The organism is Kribbella sp. NPDC020701, from assembly GCF_055562215.1.
In genome coordinates, this window is record NZ_JBVHFT010000008.1 from 360654 (window position 1) to 379312 (window position 18659).

Here is an 18659-nt window from a genome sequence, read left to right on the forward strand (position 1 = left end):
AGCCCCTCAACAGGGTGGGGGGGTGCGTTGCGGGGGGGGTCGGCCGAAAATTTTGGTCGGCCGGGGACGCGGGGGCACGGGGGACCCTTGTGTTCCTGGCCGCACCTGTTTCAGGCCGGCGTTGTCCAGAGGTGAGCGCTGAACGTTATACGTGCTCGGAAACGAGCGTGGCGGCCGTGTCTTCCTCAAGGGCCTGGAAGATGTGGGGGAGGTCGCCGGGGTAGGCGATGTAGTCGCCCGGGTGGAGTTCGACCGGGTCGTCTGCTGGGCCGACCAGGGCCCGGCCGGAGCCGAGGATGACGTGTTCGACGACGCCCGGCATGTGCGGTTCGGACTTCCGGCCGGGGCCGGGGGAGGCGACGATGCGGTAGATGTCGCGACGGGCGTTCGGTGGGCTGGATGCGACCAGGGTGGCGCTGTATTCGGCCTGGTCGGAGTAGATGATCGGGCCCTCGCCGGCGCGGATGAGCTGCACCTTCGGGCGGGGTGGGTCGAGGAGTGCCGCGAACGGGGTGTCGAGGGCAACCGCCAAGGCCCACAGGGTTTCGACGCTGGGGTTGCCGGTGCCGGACTCGAGCTGCGAGAGCGTCGACTTGGCGACGCCGGCGCGTTTGGCCACCTCGGTCAGGGACAGCCCTGCCCGGGCCCGATGTCTGCGCAACGACGCGGCGATCACGTCGAGGGGTGCCTTGGTGTCCATCTGTGTTCGCTCCATCGGTCTGGTTGTTCGGCTTGACGAACGAGCGGAGTGCTGTTCATCATAATGCCCATGCGTTCGATCTGGCGAACACTCGACCGTGGCCTGGCCCGTGACATCGGCCTGGTCTGCCTGGCCGACGGCGTGGTCGGTCTGTCCTACGGCGCGATCAGCGTCGGCGGCGGGCTGCCGCTGTGGGTGCCGGTGCTGCTGTCGATCGTGGTGTTCGCGGGCGCCTCGCAGTTCCTGTTCGTCGGGATCGTGGCGGCCGGCGGCAGCCCGATCGCCGCGATGATCGCCGGTCTGCTGGTGAACACCCGGCACGTCGCGTTCGGTCTGGCGGTCAGTGACGTCATCGGCAGTGGCTGGCGGCGCTTCCCGGGCAGCCACGTGATGACCGACGAGAACGTCGCGTTCGCGATGGGCCAGGAGGAGCTCGAGCAGAAGCGCGCCGCCTACTGGGCGGGCGGCATCGGCATCTTCATCTGCTGGAACCTCGGCGTCGTCGCCGGCGGTCTGGCCGGCTCCGTCATCACCGACACCGACAAGTTCGGCCTGGACGCGGCCTTCCCCGCGGTTCTGCTCGCCCTGGTCCTGCCGGCGCTGCGCGATCGTTCGACCCGTACGGCGGCCTTGATCGGAACCGTGGTCGCGTTAGCGGCAACGCCTTTCCTGCCGGCCGGTCTGCCGGTGCTGCTCGCCTTGGCGGGCCTGCTGTTCTATCGCGCGGACAAGCCCGCCCTGGAGGTGTCTCGATGACCAACACCCCGCTCGTGCTGGCCGGCATCCTGATCCTTGCCGTGGGCACCTTTTCGCTACGGTTCGCCGGTCCGGCGCTGCGCAGCCGTTTCGAGATCCCGGAGCGGGCCCAGCGGTTCCTCGCCGCGGCGGCCATCGTCCTGCTGACCGCGCTGGTTGCGACCTCCGCGCTGACCGACGGCCACGGTCCGGCCGGGATCGCCCGCCCTGCTGGTGTGCTGGTCGGCGGCGTCCTGGCCTGGCGTAAAGCCCCGTTCGTGCTGGTCGTGGTGGCAGCCGCCGTGACCGCGGCCGGCCTGCGACTGCTCGGCGTACCGTAGCCGGAAGTTATAGCGTGCTCTCATGAACGAACGCAGTGAGTTCATCATCGAGCGCAGCGCCTGTTGTGTCTCATCCGCGCCCGGAGCGAAGCGAGGACGTGGATGAGCACCTATCCCGGGCAGCCGGTGCCGGCGCCGGCTCCGGCGAAGAAGACGCTGATCTGGATCGCGATCGCGTGCTTCGCGATCGGCCTCCTGCTGACCGGGTTCTTCGTCTGGCGGATCGTCGTGACGGCACCGCGGACGCCGGAGTCGATCGACAACGGCGTGGTCCACCTGGACAAGGAGGGCCTGACGATCTACTCGTCCGTGCCGGTGCCCGCGCCGCCGTGCGAGGCGAAGGACTCCTCGGGGGCCGACGTGCCGCTCGAGGATCCGGGTGGATCGGAGACGATCACGATCAACGGCGAGAGCTGGTACGTCGTCGCCCGGTCGGTGGACCCGGTCCCGGCGGGGGACTACAGCATCACCTGCGCCGATGAGGAGACGTCCGCGACGTACGCCGTCGGGCCGCGGTCGTCCGTGGTCGCGTTCGTGCTGTCGATCTTCGGGGCGATCGGGTCCTTCCTGGTCTTCCTCGCCCTCGGCGCGACTCTGCTCATCATCGGCATCGTGAAGAACCGCCGCCGCAACCGCCCGGGCAACACCTTCCCCACCCAGCCACCAGGTGCCCCCGGCAACTACCCGCCCGGCAACTATCCCCAGCCCGGAAACTACCCGCAGCAGGGAAACTACCCGCCGCAGGGGAACTACCCGCCGCAGGGGAACTACCCGCCGCAGGGGAACTACCCGCCTCCGGGCAACTACCCGCCGCCGGGCAACTACCCGCCTCCGGGCAGCAATCCACCACCGGGCAACAATCCGCAGCAGGGCAACAACCCGCCGCCAGGCAACACGTTCCCACCGCCTCCGCCGTACAACCCGGGACCGAATCCGGACCACCCCGAGGATCGGTAACCCCATGGACCTCGACTGGCCCGGCTGCCGCAACGCGCGCGACGTCGGCGGACTGCCGACCGCCGACGGCCGCACCATCCGCCCAGGCGTCCTGATCCGTTCGGAGAGCCTGCAGTACCTCACACCCGAAGGCGTCGAGGAGGTACGCCGTTCCAACGTCAGCCGGATCCTGGATCTCCGCGGCGACGGTGAGGTGGAGAGCGCACCGACCCCGTTCACCGGCGGCCCGATCGCCGTCCGCCAGTCACTGCAGGACCCGGCCGACCCGGATCACGGCCAGCCGACGATCGTCGCGGCCTGCACCTGGATGCTCGACCGGCGACCGGAGTTGTTCGCGGCCGCGGTCAAGGCGATCGCGGACGAGCCCGAGGGCGCGGTGGTCGTGCACTGTCACGGCGGCAAGGACCGCACCGGCATGGTCGTGGCGCTCGCGCTCAGCGTCGCCGGCGTACCCGAGGACGAGATCGTCGCCGACTACTTCCTCACCCAGGTGCGACTCGCCGGGTGGCTGGCCGAACAATTGGCGGACGAACCGGACACCTCGAAGCATCCGGAGATGATCGAGTTCCGCGACACCCGCGCCGAGTCGCTGGTCGCAATTCTGCGCCATGTCGACGAAAAGTACGGCGGCGCCGAGGCATACCTGCGGCACGGTGGTCTCACCACCGACGATCTCGACCGCCTGCGCGCCCGGCTGATCGCCTAGCCGCTGAGGTCGACCACCGTCACGACCGCGTCACAGAGCGCAGTAGATTGGCGCAATGCCGACCGCCGCAGTGTTGAATGCCGCACCTCCGGCGCGGCGCGTCATCGGGCCTTGGTTCCCGGCCTTCCCTCGTCACTCCAGTCGCTTCGCCCGCTGCGTTCCTCAGTCCAGGCCGGGGGCCCGATGACCGGGCCGACCGGGGTGACCGACCCGGCGGCACTGGCCGAACGCTTCGGACTCTCCAAAAGCTCGATCCGCCCCTCGCTCGGCTCGTACCTGCGCGAGCTGTGGAGCCGTCGCCAGTTCGTCCTCAGCTACGCCACTGCCCGCACCTACGCCATGTACGCCGGAGCCCGCCTCGGCTCGCTCTGGCAGGTGCTGACACCGCTGCTCAACGCCGCGGTCTACTACCTCGCCTTCGGTGTCCTGCTCGGCACCAAGAACGGCATCGACAACTACGTCGCGTTCTTGCTCAGCGGGATCTTCGTCTTCACGTTCACGCAGCGTTGCATGACCGAAGGCTCCCGCTCACTGGCGCTGAACCTGTCGCTGATCCGCACTCTGCACTTCCCGCGCGCGACGCTCCCGCTGGCCTATGTGCTGAACGAGCTGAACCAGATGCTCGTCTCGATGGGCATCCTGTTCGTGATCGTCGGCCTCACCGACGGACTCGCCTGGCGCTGGCTGCTCGTCGTACCGGCACTGTTCCTGCAGGTCATGTTCAACGTCGGGATCACGCTGGTCTTCGCGCGGATCGGGACGTTCGTGTCGGACGTCAGTCAGCTGCTGCCGTTCATCACGCGGACCTGGCTGTACGCGTCCGGGATCTTCTTCTCGCTGCCGGCCAAGCTGGCCCAGATCGACGCACCGGGCTGGGTGGTCCAGGTCCTCGCGTTCAACCCGATCTCGGCGTACATCGACATCGTCCGGCGCGCGCTGCTCGACGAGCACGAGCGCAACCAGCTGCCGCATGCGTGGACGATCGCGATCGTCTGGTCGTTCGTGATGCTCGCCGCGGGGTTCGTGTACTTCTGGCGTGCGGAGGATCGCTATGGGCGAGGCTGAGCCAACGGTGATCGCGGACCACCTCGACATCATCTACAAGGTGATCGCGGGCCAGGGCGGCAAGGGTACGGCGGCGACCGCGTTCCGGCGGATCCTGAAGCGCCAGGACCGGCCGACGATCCGCGAGGTGCATGCGGTCAAGGACGTCAGTTTCACTGCCTACAAAGGCGATGCGATCGGGGTGATCGGCCGCAACGGCTCCGGCAAGTCGACGATGTTGCGTGCGATCGCCGGGCTGCTGCCACCCGCGTCCGGCGTGGTCTACACCGGCGGGCGGCCGTCGCTGCTCGGCGTCAACGCCGCGATGATGAACGACCTCACCGGCGACCGGAACGTCGTCCTGGGGTGTCTCGCGATGGGCATGTCGTCGGCCGAGATCGAGCAGCGGTACGACGAGATCGTCGAGTTCTCCGGGATCGGGGACTTCATCGACCTGCCGATGTCGACGTACTCGACCGGGATGGCGGCGCGGCTGAAGTTCGCGATCGCGTCGGCGAAGACGCATGACATCCTGCTCGTTGACGAGGCGCTGGCGACCGGTGACGCCGAGTTCCGGGTCCGGTCCGAACGCAAGATCCGCGAACTGCGCGACCAGGCCGGCACGGTGTTCCTGGTCAGCCACAGCCTCGAGGTCGTCCTCGACACCTGCAACCGAGCCCTCTGGCTGGACGCCGGCGTACTCCGCCAGGACGGCCCCGTCGAAGAAGTAGTAGCCGCCTACACCAAATCCGCCACCCGGGTGTAGCTCCCACCCCGCGGTGGGGTGGTTGGTGGCGGGGTGGGTCAGACGGCTTTCGGGTCTTCTTTGAGGCCTAGGAGGAAGCCGAGGCCCCAGGAGACGTGCATGGTGGCGCAGACCAGGGGCATCCAGATCAGGGCCTTCCACGGCAGGTAGCGGCCTTCGAACGCGGAGCCGGCCAGCAGGAGTACGGCGTACCCGAGCGGAGCCAGGAAGCCGAGGTCGAGCCAGCTGCTGCCGGTCGCCAGGCCGATGATGCCGAGGATGGTGCCGACCGCCAGCAGGATCACCGCGACCGGCGGCGCCAGGTAGCGCTTGTTCGCCGTCTCGGGGTGCCGGCGGATCACCTCGCGGCGCCACTGGCCGGTGTGGAAGAACTGCTTCGCGACCGCCGACAGCGACGAGCGCGGCCGGTAGGTGACGGACAGGTCGGGTGTGAACCAGATCAGGCCACCGGTCTTGCGGATCCGGTAGTTCAGCTCCCAGTCCTGGGCCCGGTGCATGGTCTCGTCGAACCCGCCGACGCGCTCCAGCGCGGCCCGCCGGAACACGCCCAGGTAGACGGTGTCGGCCGGCCCGGCCTTGCCGCCTTGGTGGAACGCCGACGCACCCAGGCCCAGCCGGGAACGGTAGGCGCAGGCGACCGCCATCTCGGTCGGCGTCCGGCCCTCGGCCGCCATCACGCCGCCGACGTTGTCCGCGCCGCTCTCGTCGAGCACCTCGACCGCGCGGGTGATGTAGCCGTCGGTGAGGGCACCGTGCCCGTCGACCCGGACCAGGATGTCGTGCTTGGCATGCGCGATGCCGACGTTCAGCGCGGCCGGCGTCTTGCCGGTCGGGTTCGGCACGATGCTGATCCGCGGGTCGCGGTCGGCCAGCTTGTCCGCGATCTCCTGGGTCCGGTCCTTGCTCGGGCCGATGGCGAGCACGACCTCCAGCTCGCCGGGGTAGTCCTGGTCGAGGACGCGGCCGACCGCTTCCTCGAGGTGGCGTTCCTCGTTCAGCACGGGCATCACGACGGACACGGGCGGCCAGTGGGACAACGGCATATCAGGCCTTACAGATCGAAGCGACGTCGTCGACGCCGGTGGCGGGTGTGGTGGTCGAGCTGCCGGGTTTCGGTGTGCTCGGCTTCTTCGTCGTACTGGTGGTCGGCTTGCTGGTGGTGCTACGCGGAGTGTTCGGAGTCTTACCGTCTCCCCCCGAGCCCGCCTTGTCCAGCGCTTCCGACTTCGCGATGGTCTCGGCGACCTTGGTTCTGATCAGCGCGAAGTCGGGATCGCCGGTGTGGATCAACGGCGGGACCGCGGAGAAGCTTGACACCGGCAGCTTCTTCGCGTCCAGCGCGAGATCGGTGAAAGTGCCCAGCTCACTGGCCGGAATGCTGGTCTTGACCACCTGTTTGCTGGCCGACGCGATGCCCTGGAACTTGGTCAGCACGGTCGACGGCGACAGCTGGTTCAGCATCGCCGACATCACGCACTTCTGCCGGGCCATCCGCTCGTAGTCCGACGACTCGGCCCGGGACCGCGCGAACCAGAGTGCGTGGTAACCGTCCAGGTGCTGGTTCTTGCCGGCCTCGATGTAGCCCTTGATCGGCGAGCTGCCGCCGCCGATCGGGACCCGCTTGCCGATGTCCAGGGTGATCCCGCCGACCGCGTTGAGCAGGTCCCGGAACCCGGCCAGGTCGATCAGCACGAAGTAATTGATCTTCAGCCCGGTGACCGCCTCGATCGCCTGCGTGGTCGCGGTCTCACCGGGGTTCGGGTCGCCGGGGAAGAGGTTCTTGTGGTCGGCGGCGTACGTATAGACGGCGTTCAGCAGGCACTCGGCGCCGCAGTTCTTCCACGTGAATCCGTCCGGGAACTGCTTGGCCATCGCCGTACCGGCCGGGAACGGCACCTTGGACAGGTTCCGCGGCAGCCCGATCAGGACGGTCCGGCCGGTGTCCGCGTCGATGCTGGCCACCGTCATGCTGTCCGGGCGGGTGCCGATCCGGTCCGCGCCGGAGTCGCCGCCCATCAGCAGCACGTTGTAGCGGCCCTTCTCGGCCTTCGACTTCTGCCCGCTGCCGAATACGCTGGCGACGAAGTCGCGCTGGGTGTTCACGATCACGCTGCCGTAGATGAGCGCACCGACCACCGCGAACACCAGGACACCGTCCAGGATGCTGGTGATGAGCCGGTGGTTGCGCTCCAGCGTCAGCGGCTGGCCGAGCCGGTACGCGTCGACGAACAGCGCGGCCCAGCCGATCGCGAGCAGGATCAGCAGTACCTGGACGATCCGCAGGGTGCCCGGCCGGGCCATCAGGTTGATCGTGCCGGAGCGCCAGACCAGCCCCAGCAGCACCAGGAAGACGACGATCGCGATCAGCCCGGCGACGATCCGCCAGGCCCAGCGACCGGCTCGCTTGCTGCCGGCCACGATCTGCGCCGATCCGGGCAGCACCAGTGTCATGAGGACCAGCGTCAAGGCCCGCTTGAACCGCACCGGCTCGCCGAGATTGCGCAGGTCAGGTTTCTCCTGCGGCATGACGTCCTTCCGTTCTCTGATCACGCGGCACGGCGGGCCGATACTGCAGTCGACCGTACCTTGTCGTCCCCACCCTCTCCGGTACGACGTGCCGGATGAGCCGATGGTTCGAGCAGAGGCGGACCCGGAGACGAAGAGTAGCAGTCCTCTCACGCAGCGCAGGAAAACCCGTGCGTATACCCGCCTTCATACGGCTGTGATGGTGACCGGCAGGTGCATGCGTTACGAAGTCTTCCAAATACAATCAGTGAGGACAGGAAACCGCCCATGAAACTGTTCCGAACACTTCTGGCTGCCACCGCGGTAGTCGCCACCACGCTGGTCGGCAGTACGTCGGCCCAAGCCTTCGAACCCGCCGTACGGGCGCCTGGCGCCGACTTCACCGGGATCGCCGCGCTCAGCAACTGCTCCGCGTCCCTGGTCCGGTACGCCGAATCCGTCAGCACCGACAAGGCGCTCGTACTCACCAACGGGCACTGCTACGAAGGCGGGTTCCTGCAGCCCGGTCAGGTGCTGGTGAACCGTGCGTCGTCCCGCTCGATCACGTTGCTCAAGCCGGACTCCAGCCGGGCCGGCACCGTCCGCGCGAGCCGGATCCTCTTCGGCACGATGACCAAGACCGACATGATCGTCTACCAGGTGAACGAGAGCTACGCCTCGATCAAGAGCCGCCTCAACGTCTCGCCGCTGACGCTGGCCAAGCAGGGCCCGGCGAACGGCGCCGGGATGGCGGTCGTGTCCGGCTACTGGAAGCGCATCTACACGTGCTCCGTACAGGCGACCATCCCGCAGTTGCGCGAGGGTGACTGGACCTGGCAGAGCTCGATCAAGTACCAGCAGCCCGGCTGCGAGACGATCGGCGGTACGTCGGGATCCCCGGTGGTCAGCACCTCGACCGGTGAGGTGATCGGCGTGAACAACACCGGAAACGAGGACGGCGAGCACTGCACGGTGAACAACCCGTGCGAGGTCGACGCCGATGGCAACATCACGGTCGAGCAGGGCGCGGCGTACGGCCAGCAGACCTGGTGGCTCTACACCTGCCTGACCGCGACCCGCGCCATCGACCTGAACAAGTCGGGGTGCCAGCTCCCGAAGCCGGCCGCGCGTCACTGACGCTGCGTCACGACGGGTGCGGGGTGACGCACACCACTGGGAAATCCGGTAACGTCGCCCCGCATGGCTGTCGACTCCTCCACTGACCAGGTCAGTACGTCGAAGTGGCCGAGTCCCCTCGGGGTCCGGACCCGCTTGGTCGCGTCCAGTGCGCTGATGCTCTTCACCGAGCTCGCGCTGATCCGCTGGACCGGCTCGAACGTGGTCCATCTCAGCTACTTCTCGAACTTCGTGCTGCTCGGTTCGTTCCTCGGTATCGGCATCGGCATCCTCCGGTCCGGCAAGGCGAAACGGTTGCCGTACTACTCACCGATCATGCTCGGGCTGCTGGTCCTGGTGATCGCGTGGAAGCCGGTGACGGTGAACCGCGGCAGTTCGTCGAGCGTCATCTACTTCACCAGCCTGAACACCACCGGCCCGCCCGTGTGGGTGATCCTGCCGATCATCTTCATCGCGGCCGCGGTGGTGCTGGCCGGTCCCGCCGAGCTCGTCGGCCGGTGTTTCGCCGAGTTGCCACGACTGACGGCGTACCGGTTCGACCTGATCGGCAGCCTGATCGGGATCGCGGGTTTCACCGGGTTGTCGTTCCTCGGCGCGCCGCCGATCTGGTGGGGCCTGATCGTCACGGTCATGTTCGGTGCGCTGATGATTCCGCGGTCTCCCGGAACCGGTCGCCGTGCCGTTGCCACCGGGTTGAGTGCCGCGTTCGTACTGTCGCCGTTGCTGGTGATGCTGGGTGTGCTCTTCCATGAGTCGACGCGGCCGGAGAACAGTTGGTCGCCGTACTACAAGGTGCAGACCAAGCAGTACACGTGGGAGAACGTGCCGCTGCTGACGATCACGGTGAACGGTGTACCGCACCAGCAGGCGATCCCGGCGGACGCACGGTTGCAGTGGGAGCCGCAGTACGGCCTGCCGTACGAGCGGGCCAACGTCGGCAAGGCGCCCAAGAACGTGCTGATCATCGGCGCCGGGTCGGGGTCGGACGTGGCGATCGCGTTGAAGAAGGGCGCGACGCACGTGGACGCGGTCGAGATCGACCCGCGGATCCGTGACCTCGGCAAGGCGCTGCACCCGGACAGGCCGTACCAGGACCCGCGGGTTTCGTCGCACATCGACGACGGACGGGCGTTCCTGTCCCGGACCGACAAGAAGTACGACCTGATCCTGCTGGCGCTGCCGGACTCGCTGACGCTGGTGAACGGTGCTAGCTCGCTGCGGCTGGAGAGCTACCTGTTCACCGAGGAGGCGTTCAAGTCCGCTCGCGATCACCTCAATCCGGGTGGCGCGTTCGCGATGTACAACTACTACCGCGAGACCTGGCTGATCGACCGGCTCGCGTCGACCGCGCAGTCGGCGTTCGGGCACAAGCCGTGCGTGGACAAGGTCGGCGACGACCTGCAGCAGGCGGTGGTCACGGTCGGTCTCACCGAGCAGGACCAGAGCTGTCAGAACGAGTGGGCCGGGACGACCTCCATCACGCCGCCGCCCGCGACCGACAACCGGCCGTTCCTGTACCTGTTCACCGACCGGATCCCGTCGCTGTACCTGGTGACGCTCGGGCTGGTCATGCTCGCCGGTCTGATCGGGGTCGGGATCGCCGGCGGCGGATCGTCGTACCGGCGGATGCGCCCGTACGCCGACCTGTTCCTGCTCGGCGCCGGCTTCATGCTGCTGGAGACCAAGAGCATCACCGGGTTCGCGCTGTTGTTCGGTACGACGTGGGTGGTGAACGCGATCGTGTTCGCCGGGGTGCTGGTGGCGGTCCTGGCCGCGGTCGAAGTGACCAGGAAGTTCAAGACGCCACCAGTGAAGATCATGTACGCCATTCTGTTCGGCGGGCTCGCGCTGGCGTGGATCTTCCCCGACGAGTGGCTGCTCTCGATGCCGCTGGGGTTGCGGGCCCTGGTCGCGGTGCTGATCGCGTTCCTGCCGATCTTCGCCGCGAACGTCATCTTCGCCAAGCGCTTCACCGACACCGCGGACGGCACCGCGTCCTTCGGCGCCAACCTGCTCGGCGCGATGCTCGGCGGCTGCCTCGAGTACGCCGCGCTGATCATCGGCTTCGACGGCCTCCTGATCATCGCCGCCCTGCTCTACGCCGGCGCCTTCATCCTCACCCCCAAAATCCGCCAGGTGGTACGGAGCTGACCGATGAGCGACCTGGCCGGGCTACTGGACGACCGAAAGATCCAGACCGGTCAGTCCCGGACGATCTCCCGGGTCCGGGCGTGGACGTGTTCGTCGAACTCGGCCACTTTGGCCCCGGTCCGTTCGGGGGTGAGGGCCGACTCCTCGAGAACGGTGAAGCGGCCCGGGCGGGTCAGCGGCGCGAAGCAGACGATCTCGGCGAACTCGTCCAGGCTGAAACCGAGGTCTGCGGGTCGTACCGGGAGCCCATGGCGATGCAGGCAGTCGACGGTCGCGTTGAAGTGGTCCGCGTCGCCGCGCAGGAACCACGCGAAAGCTGCTCCCAGGCCGACTTGCTCACCGTGGAAGGCCCGTCGGCCCGGATAGTGCAGATCGATGGCGTGGGAGATCTCGTGGCAGGCCCCGGAGGCCGGCCGCGAGTTGCCCGCCACCACCATCGCCATCCCGGACAGCACCAGCCCCTCGGCCAGAGTGGTGAGGAACGCGTCGTCACCGACCCCGCCGCGATGATCCATCACCGCTTGTGCGGCGGTCCGGGCCAGCGAGACCGCGAAACCATCGATCGCCTCCCCGCGCAACCGGTGTGCGGCCTCCCAGTCAGCGGTCGCGGACAGGTTCGAGACGATGTCGCCGATGCCGCTGCGGACCGATCGAGGTGGTGCTTGGCCGATCAGGTCGAGGTCCACCAGCACCGCGATCGGCGCGGGAACGCTGTACGAGCCGCGACCGGCGTCGTTGTCCAGCGTGCTGATCGGTGAGGCGATGCCGTCGTGCGCGAGGTTCGTGGCCGCCGCGACCATCGGCAACCCGAGCCGGGCCGCGGCGAACTTGGTCACGTCCAGCACCGTGCCACCGCCGATCCCGACGATCGCGTCGTACTGCTGCGGGCGGATCTGCTCGACCAACCTGATTGCGGCGTTGATCGTGCAGCCGTCCACGGTGAACCAGTCCGCGCCCGCGAGCCCGGCCTGGAAGGTCTCCCGGATGACCGGACCATGGGTCGGCCCGACCGCGATCGCCACCCGGCCGGAGGGCGAGATCCGCTGGTCGGCCAGGATCTTCGCCAACTCGCACAGCGCTCCCCGCCGCACGTCCACAACGAGCGGTGCCGGGATCATCCGGGCTAAGAGCGGCATACGATCTCCCGCGCCCGGGTCAGGTCTGCGTGGTTGTCGATCTCGACCCAGTCGACCGTCCCGATCGGAGCCACGTCGATCCGGAATCGCTTGTCCACAAGGACTTGGTACGCATCTTCGTAGTAAAGCTGCGGATCGTCTTCCCAGGTCTCCTGGAGTGCGGTGGCGAGGTCGGTCGCCACGTCCGGCTCGATCACGCAGACGCCGATGAACTCACCGGTGGCGGCGCCTGGGTCCATCAGCTTGGTGATCCGCTCGACGCCGTTGTCCTCGGACCAGATCACCTTCATCTCCTCCTCGGCCAGCTTCTTCTCGGTGTCGAGGGCCAGGATGATCCGCCGACCGCCACCACGGGCGTCGAGCAGGGTCTGCTGGACCGAGGCCGGGTGCACGGTGTCGCCGTTGGCCAGCAGCGCGCCGGATTTCAGGTGGTCGCGGGCGCACCACAGCGAGTAGGCGTTGTTCCAGGTCTCGGCCTTGTCGTTGTGGATCAGTTCGAGGCTGACGCCGTGCCGCTGCTCGAACCCTTTGACGCGGGCCGCGACCGCATCAGCGGCGTACCCGACGACGATGCCGACGTCGGTGATGCCGACCGATGCATAGTTGGCCAGGATCAGGTCGAGAACGGTGGTTTCCGGGCCGATCGGGACCAATGCCTTGGGCAACGTGTCCGTGTACGGGCGAAGCCGGCGACCTGCGCCGGCGGCGAGAACGAGGCCGATCATGACCCATGGTACGAGTTCGGCCCGTCTGGGCGCGCCGGGTTGCGATGTGGTGGCACCATCAAGGTCATGACGTGGCTTGTGACTGGTGGTGCTGGGTATATCGGGGCGCATGTGGTGCGGGCGTTCCTGGCCGATGGGATCGATGTGGTGGTGATCGATGACCTGTCGAGTGGGAAGGCCGAGTTCGTGCCGGACGGGGTGCCGTTCGTGCAGGCGAACCTGCTCGACGCTACGGCGGTCCGCAGCGCGCTGGACGGGGTCAGCGGGGTCGTGCACCTGGCCGGGTTCAAGTACGCCGGTGTCTCGGTGGACCGGCCGCTGCACACATACACCCAGAACGTGACCGGGATGGTGTCGCTGCTGGAGGCGATGGCGGAGCAGGAGATCCGCAACATCGTGTTCTCCTCCAGCGCGGGCGTTTACGGCACCCCGAAGGACGAGCTGGTGACCGAGCAGACGGCACCGGATCCGCAGAGCCCGTACGGCGAGTCGAAGCTGGTCGGGGAGTGGCTGCTCCGGGACCAGGCCGCCGCCACCGACCTGCACCACACCTCGCTGCGCTACTTCAACGTGGTCGGCTCCGGCGACCCGAAGGTGTACGACGCCAGCCCGTACAACCTGTTCCCGATCGTGTGCGATCTGCTCACCCAGGGCAAGGTGCCGCAGATCTACGGCAACGATCACCCGACGCCGGACGGCACCTCGGTCAAGGACTACGTCCACGTCGCCGACCTGGCTCGCGCGCACGTAGCCGCCGCCCGCGCCCTGGACGCCGGCAAGACCCTGGAGCGGGTCTACAACCTGGGCAGCGGCACCGGCACCTCGGTCCGCGAGATCATGGACGCCGCCCGCCGCGTCACCGGGATCGACTTCACCCCGACCGAGGGTCCGCGCCGCCCCGGTGACCCGTCACGCGTCGTCGCCGACGGTCAACTGGCCGCCCGCGATCTCGACTGGAAGAACACCTACTCGGTCGACGACATGTTCGCGACCGCGTGGGAGGCATGGCCGAAGAGCTGAATCGTGGTGGGCGGTCCTCGCCGGTTGTAGCCTGTGGCGCAGTTCACAGAACTGCCCGTGCCGGGCACCGATCGAGGGGTGCGATCCATGAGTTACGAGAGCCTGCCGCAGTTCCTGGCGAAGATCGATCTCTTCGAGGGACTGTCGAAGGACACGCTGTCCGACCTGATCGAGCGTGGCACCACGCTGAAGGTCGCGGCCGGCCGCCACGTGATCGAGCAAGGTGCGAACGACGCCGGCCTGCAGGTCGTGCTGGAGGGGTCGGCCGAGGTGGAGGTCAACGGTGTCGTCCGGGGGCCGCTGAACGTGGGGGACTACTTCGGTGAGATCTCGCTGGTCGACGGCCTGCCGCGGTCCGCGACCGTGGTGGCGGGGCCGGACGGGCTGAGCACGTTCGCGCTGTCCGCGCTGGCCTTCGAGCCGGTCGTGAAGGAGAATCCGGACGTCGCCCAGGCCCTCCTCAAGGCCCTGACCGCCCGGATCCGCTCCCTCGAGTCCGAAAGCTGAGCTGAGCGGCTGTGCTTTCGGCCGGGCCTTCGGCGCCGGCGGGGTCATGGGGCTTTTACTCCCGGCCTTCCCTCGTCGCTCCAGTCGCTACGCTCCCTCCGCTCCTCAGTCCAGGCCGGGAGGCCCCATGACCGTGCTTTTGGCCGGGCCTTCGGCGCCGGCGGGGTCATGGGGCTTTTACTCCCGGCCTTCCCTCGTCGCTCCGGTCGCTTCGCTCCCTACGCTCCTCAGTCCAGGCCGGGAGGCCCCATGACCGAGGAGCGCAAGGTCGTCTCGGTGCTGTTCTGCGACCTGGTCGGCTTCACCACCGCGTCCGAGTCCGCCGACCCCGAAGACGTCCGCCGCTGGCTGGCGCCGTACCACTCGACCCTGCGGCAGACGGTCGAGCGGTACGGCGGGACGGTCGAGAAGTTCGCCGGGGACGCGATCCTGGCCGTGTTCGGCGCACCGCGGTCGCGGGAGGACGACGCCGAACGGGCGGTCCGGGCCGGCCTGGCCATCCTCGAGGCGGTGCGCGCACTGCCGGACGGGCCGCTGGAGGTCCGGATCGGGATCGAGACCGGTGAGGCCCTGGTTCAGTTGACCGCGCGACCCGAGCTCGGCGAGCCGTTCGTCACCGGCATGGTCGTCAACACGTCCGCCCGGCTGCAAGCCTCGGCGCCGGTCGGCGCGGTCGTGGTCGGGCCTGGTACCTACTCGGCGACGAGTCGCGTGTTCGGTTACGAAGCGCTGGAATCCGTTGTGGCCAAGGGAATCAGCCATCCGGTCGAACGCTGGCGGGCCGGACCGCCACGAGCCCGGTTCGGCGCGGACGTGATCCGCGACCTCAGTACGCCGATGGTCGGCCGGCAGCGTGATCTCACCTTGCTGCGCACGGCGTTCGAGAAGGCTGTCGCGGAGCGGGTGCCGCAGTTCGTCACGTTGCTGGGCGAGCCGGGCATCGGCAAGTCCCGCCTGGTCGCGGAGCTCGGTGCCTGGCTGGATCAGCACGACGAGCTCGTCACCTGGCGCGAGGGCCGGTCAGTGCCGTACGGCGAGACGCCGTTCGGGCCGATCGCGGAGATCTTCAAGGTCCAGGCCGGGGTCCTGGACACCGATCCGCCGACGCTGGTGGCGGACAAGCTCGATGCGATCCTGCCGGACGGCGCCGACCGCGCCTGGCTGCGCGCCCGGGCCGGAACGCTGGTCGGCGTCGAACGTTCCGGGCCGCCGGAGTCGGTGACGCAGGAGGAGTCGTTCGCGGCCTGGCGGCAACTGCTGGAGTCGTTCGCCGAGCAGTCACCGGTGGTTCTGGTGTTCGAAGACCTGCACTGGGCGACGGACGCGATGCTCGCCTTCGTCGACCACCTGGCCGAATGGCTGAGCGACCTGCCACTGCTGGTCGTCGTGACCGCCCGCCCGGAGCTGCTCGAACGCGGACCGCAATGGACCCGCGGGGTGCAGAACTCCCTCACCATCGGCCTCTCGGGGTTGACGGCAGCAGAGACCGATCAGCTCCTGATCGAGATGTTCGCCGGTCAGGACGTCCCGGACGAGACCCGCCGGCGCCTGGTTCATCGCGCCGACGGCAACCCCCTGTACGCCGAGGAACTCGCCCGGATCGTGACCGAGTGCGGCCCGGACCAGGCCGCCTCCGCCGAACTGCCCGCCGGCATCGCCGCGCTCATCGCGGCCCGGCTGGACACGCTGGAGCCCGATCGCAAGGCACTGCTCGCCGATGCGGCCGTGATCGGCCGGGTGTTCTGGGCCGAAGCCGTTGCTGCGCTGTCGGACCGGGACCCGGCCGACGTCGTCCAGGCACTGCAGGAGCTGGCCCGCAAGGAGCTGGTGCGTCCGGTCCGGCGGTCGACAATGCTGGGCCAGCACGAGTACACCTTCTGGCACACGCTGACCCGCGACGTCGCCTACAGCCAGGTGCCGCGGGCAGCTCGGTCGGCGCGACATCTCGCCGCCGCCGACTGGCTCGAGCTGCGCTGCCCCGCCTGTCAGGCCGAGACTCCGAACCTGATCGCGTACCACCTCACCACCGCCCTCGATCTGGCTGCGGCAGTCGGCGACACGGACGCGGTCGCGGCGATCAGGCCACAGGCCCGCCATTACCAGCTGATGGCCGCCGAGCTGGCGATGAACCTCGATGCCAGCGAGGCGATGGCCCTGCTCGACCGCGCGCTCGGGCTCACTCCGGCCGGGGATCCAGAACGTCCGGCGGTCCTCGCACGCTGGGGCTGGGCAGCGTTCCTGGCCGGCCGGCTGGACGACGCGCGGACCGCCTACCGCGAGGCGATCGCCGGATTCGAGGCGTCCGGCGACGTCCGCGGACTGGCTCGCGCCTTACGTGCGTCGACGTACGCGCTGAACACCATGGAGGAGAGTCTGGCGACCGTCGACCGGGCGGTCGCGATGCTCGAGGATCTCGGGCCGAGCGAGGACCTGGTCCAGTTGCTGGCCGGCCAGGCGACCATCCGGATGGTCGCGAGCCGTCGTCAGGATGCGATCGTCGCGGCGGACCGCGCCCTGCGGATGGCGGCCGAACAGGGGTACGCCGTACCGCAACGGGCCCTCGAGGCCCGGGGGCTCGCCCGGGTCGGTCAGGGCGACACCGGCGGACTGGTCGACGTCAAGGAGGCGCTGGCCGCGCTGCTCGAACTCGGTCAGGGGCGCGACGCGGCGGTGACCTGGCTGAACTACGGCTGGCTGCTGTGGCAGATCGAGGGGCCGGTGGTCGCCTTGGACGAACTGGACACCGCTCGTGAGTTCGCCGCCCGGCGCCGGTTGGCCGAGATGGAGCAGCAACTCAGTTGTACGGTCCTGCAGTTGATCATCGAGAAAGGCCGGCCGGACCGGGCCATCGCGGACTGCCGGGCGCAGCTCGAGCACCCCGGACCGGCGTTCACCACCTTGCGCCGCATCGAGGTTCTCTCGGCACTGGCAGTGGCGGAAGTCGAGTCCGGAGTCCCGGGCGCGCGGGACCCGGCGGAGGAGGCGTACCGGCTGGCGGTCGACGCGGGCTGGCCGGACCTGATCGCCATCGCGGCCTCGCCCGCGGCGACAACCCGGGCACGCGACGACGACCAGGACGGCGTACTGGAGATCCTCAGGCTCCTCGCCTCGCTCACCCACCTGCGCGGCAGCCTCGAGTTCGATGCCCGGCTGCCGTCGCTGGTGCGGGCCGCGCTCGCTGCCGGTCATGCCGAGGCAGGCGCCGTACTCGCGGACTTCGTGGAGCCGGTGCTGCCGATGCGCGAGTACTCGGCGACGACGGCTCAGGCGCTGCTCGCCGAGCACGGCGGCGACACCGAGACCGCAGCCACCTGTTTCGCGCGCGCCGCCGCCGACTGGGGTGCCTTCGGCAACAAACTCGAGCAGGCTCATGCGCTGCGCGGCCTGCACCGCACCACCGGCGATCGCGCCGCCTGGGCGCACGCCGAGCAGCTGTTCAGCTCTGCGGATACTCCTTCTTGAAGGCGCCGGACGGCGTGAGGTCCATGACGCCGCCCGGGCCGGTCAGGACGCCACCTTCGACCGGCAAGGTGTGGCCGGTGATCCAGGAAGCGTCGTCGGACGCCAGGAACGCGACGGCCGCGGCGATGTCCTCGGGCTCGCCGACCCGGCCGAGCGGGTACATCTTCGAGAAGAGCTCCAGGGTGCCCGGCTGCGTGTCCCAGTTCGGGGTCCGGATGGTGCCAGGGGCAACCACATTGAAGCGGACGCCCATCCTGCCGTACCGGGCGGCGTAGTTGACCGTCATCGCGATCTGCCCGGCCTTGGCCGCCGAGTACTCGACGTTGCCGAAGGCGGCCAGGCCGTTGACCGAGCTGATCGTGACCACGTTGCCGCGGGTCTTCACCAGGTGCGGGAGCGCCGCCTGGATGCACCGGGACGCGCCGACCAGCGTCAGGTCCAGCTGCTGATGCCACTCCTCGGCGGTCGTGTCCTCGGGTACGGACGTCACGATGCAGCCGCCGGCGTTGTTGACCACGACGTCCAGCCGGCCGAACCGTTCGACCGCGGCCGCGATCGCCGCGTCGACATCGGGACGACTCGTCACATCGACGCGCAACCCGAGCGCCCGGTCACCGATCCCGGCGGCGACCTCCGCGACTTTCTCCTCCTGGAGATCGGTCACGACCACCGACGCACCTTCGTCGGCGAGCCGCCGCGCCACCGCCACGCCGATTCCCTGCGCACCCGCCGTGACCAGCGCCACCCGTCCCTCGAACCGCCGCACG

At 68.7% G+C, this 18659-nt stretch carries 17 protein-coding genes; 11 read left to right on the plus strand and 6 right to left on the minus strand.

Translation table 11 applies throughout. From position 1 onward, the window contains the following. Window positions 1-145: 145 nt before the first annotated feature. The gene (locus tag ACZ3HV_RS21700) at window positions 146-715 is read right to left on the minus strand and encodes a helix-turn-helix domain-containing protein (protein WP_465686777.1); all 570 of its coding nucleotides are present in this window, start codon (window positions 713-715) and stop codon (window positions 146-148) included. 54 nt (window positions 716-769) lie between these two features. Here ACZ3HV_RS21700 and ACZ3HV_RS21705 point away from each other — a divergent pair, with 54 nt between their 5' ends. The 6 genes from ACZ3HV_RS21705 to ACZ3HV_RS21730 all read left to right on the plus strand — a co-directional run bounded on the left by ACZ3HV_RS21705 (window position 770) and on the right by ACZ3HV_RS21730 (window position 5249). Continuing rightward, the gene (locus tag ACZ3HV_RS21705; RefSeq protein ID WP_465686778.1) at window positions 770-1456 is read left to right on the plus strand and encodes an AzlC family ABC transporter permease; all 687 of its coding nucleotides are present in this window, start codon (window positions 770-772) and stop codon (window positions 1454-1456) included. Continuing rightward, complete coding sequence (locus ACZ3HV_RS21710; RefSeq protein ID WP_465686779.1) at window positions 1453-1776, plus strand: AzlD domain-containing protein; 324 nt, start codon at window positions 1453-1455, stop codon at window positions 1774-1776. The genes ACZ3HV_RS21705 and ACZ3HV_RS21710 overlap by 4 nt, the downstream gene beginning before the upstream one ends. 102 nt (window positions 1777-1878) lie before the next feature. Next, window positions 1879-2733 carry a hypothetical protein gene (locus tag ACZ3HV_RS21715; protein WP_465686780.1) on the plus strand — a complete coding sequence of 285 codons (855 nt, stop codon included), beginning with the start codon at window positions 1879-1881 and terminating at the stop codon, window positions 2731-2733. A gap of 4 nt (window positions 2734-2737) precedes the next feature. Beyond that, window positions 2738-3439: a tyrosine-protein phosphatase gene (locus ACZ3HV_RS21720; protein ID WP_465686781.1), complete on the plus strand. Its 702-nt coding sequence runs from the start codon at window positions 2738-2740 to the stop codon at window positions 3437-3439. Between the two features lie 183 nt (window positions 3440-3622). Beyond that, complete coding sequence (locus ACZ3HV_RS21725; RefSeq protein WP_465686782.1) at window positions 3623-4504, plus strand: ABC transporter permease; 882 nt, start codon at window positions 3623-3625, stop codon at window positions 4502-4504. Then, on the plus strand, window positions 4491-5249 hold the full coding sequence (locus ACZ3HV_RS21730) for an ABC transporter ATP-binding protein (RefSeq protein WP_465686783.1): 759 nt from the start codon (window positions 4491-4493) through the stop codon (window positions 5247-5249). Before ACZ3HV_RS21725 ends, ACZ3HV_RS21730 begins: the two co-directional genes overlap by 14 nt. A 38-nt stretch (window positions 5250-5287) precedes the next feature. Here the strand turns inward: ACZ3HV_RS21730 and ACZ3HV_RS21735 are convergent, their stop codons facing one another. Together ACZ3HV_RS21735 and ACZ3HV_RS21740 are read right to left on the minus strand one after the other, a co-directional pair. After that, a complete protein-coding gene (locus ACZ3HV_RS21735; RefSeq protein ID WP_465686784.1) occupies window positions 5288-6292 on the minus strand; it encodes a glycosyltransferase family 2 protein in 1005 nt (334 codons plus the stop codon). Between the two features lies 1 nt (window position 6293). Next, complete coding sequence (locus ACZ3HV_RS21740; protein ID WP_465686785.1) at window positions 6294-7775, minus strand: LCP family protein; 1482 nt, start codon at window positions 7773-7775, stop codon at window positions 6294-6296. 267 nt (window positions 7776-8042) lie between these two features. Here ACZ3HV_RS21740 and ACZ3HV_RS21745 point away from each other — a divergent pair, with 267 nt between their 5' ends. Together ACZ3HV_RS21745 and ACZ3HV_RS21750 are read left to right on the plus strand one after the other, a co-directional pair. Further along, window positions 8043-8891, plus strand: a complete 849-nt coding sequence (locus tag ACZ3HV_RS21745; protein ID WP_465686786.1) for a S1 family peptidase — start codon at window positions 8043-8045, stop codon at window positions 8889-8891. Window positions 8892-8954: 63 nt separating this feature from the next. Further along, entirely contained in the window at window positions 8955-11042 is a 2088-nt protein-coding gene (locus ACZ3HV_RS21750) for a spermine/spermidine synthase domain-containing protein (RefSeq protein WP_465686787.1), read from the plus strand. Between the two features lie 50 nt (window positions 11043-11092). On the opposite strand, the gene ACZ3HV_RS21755 is transcribed toward ACZ3HV_RS21750, so the two are convergent. After that, window positions 11093-12178: an iron-containing alcohol dehydrogenase family protein gene (locus tag ACZ3HV_RS21755; RefSeq protein ID WP_465686788.1), complete on the minus strand. Its 1086-nt coding sequence runs from the start codon at window positions 12176-12178 to the stop codon at window positions 11093-11095. Continuing rightward, window positions 12166-12903 (minus strand): phosphocholine cytidylyltransferase family protein, encoded by a 738-nt coding sequence (locus ACZ3HV_RS21760; protein ID WP_465686789.1) that lies wholly within the window; start codon window positions 12901-12903, stop codon window positions 12166-12168. Before ACZ3HV_RS21760 ends, ACZ3HV_RS21755 begins: the two co-directional genes overlap by 13 nt. A gap of 66 nt (window positions 12904-12969) precedes the next feature. Here ACZ3HV_RS21760 and galE point away from each other — a divergent pair, with 66 nt between their 5' ends. From galE to ACZ3HV_RS21775, 3 genes are all read left to right on the plus strand, one after another. Then, window positions 12970-13923, plus strand: a complete 954-nt coding sequence (galE, locus tag ACZ3HV_RS21765) for a UDP-glucose 4-epimerase GalE (protein ID WP_465686790.1) — start codon at window positions 12970-12972, stop codon at window positions 13921-13923. Window positions 13924-14010: 87 nt separating this feature from the next. Continuing rightward, a complete protein-coding gene (locus ACZ3HV_RS21770; protein ID WP_465686791.1) occupies window positions 14011-14430 on the plus strand; it encodes a cyclic nucleotide-binding domain-containing protein in 420 nt (139 codons plus the stop codon). Between the two features lie 249 nt (window positions 14431-14679). Continuing rightward, window positions 14680-17892, plus strand: coding sequence for an ATP-binding protein (locus tag ACZ3HV_RS21775; protein WP_465686792.1), 3213 nt, complete (start codon window positions 14680-14682; stop codon window positions 17890-17892). Here ACZ3HV_RS21775 and ACZ3HV_RS21780 read toward each other — a convergent pair. Further along, on the minus strand, window positions 17867-18658 hold the full coding sequence (locus ACZ3HV_RS21780) for an SDR family NAD(P)-dependent oxidoreductase (protein WP_465686793.1): 792 nt from the start codon (window positions 18656-18658) through the stop codon (window positions 17867-17869). The genes ACZ3HV_RS21775 and ACZ3HV_RS21780 overlap by 26 nt on opposite strands. Window position 18659: the final 1 nt, after the last annotated feature.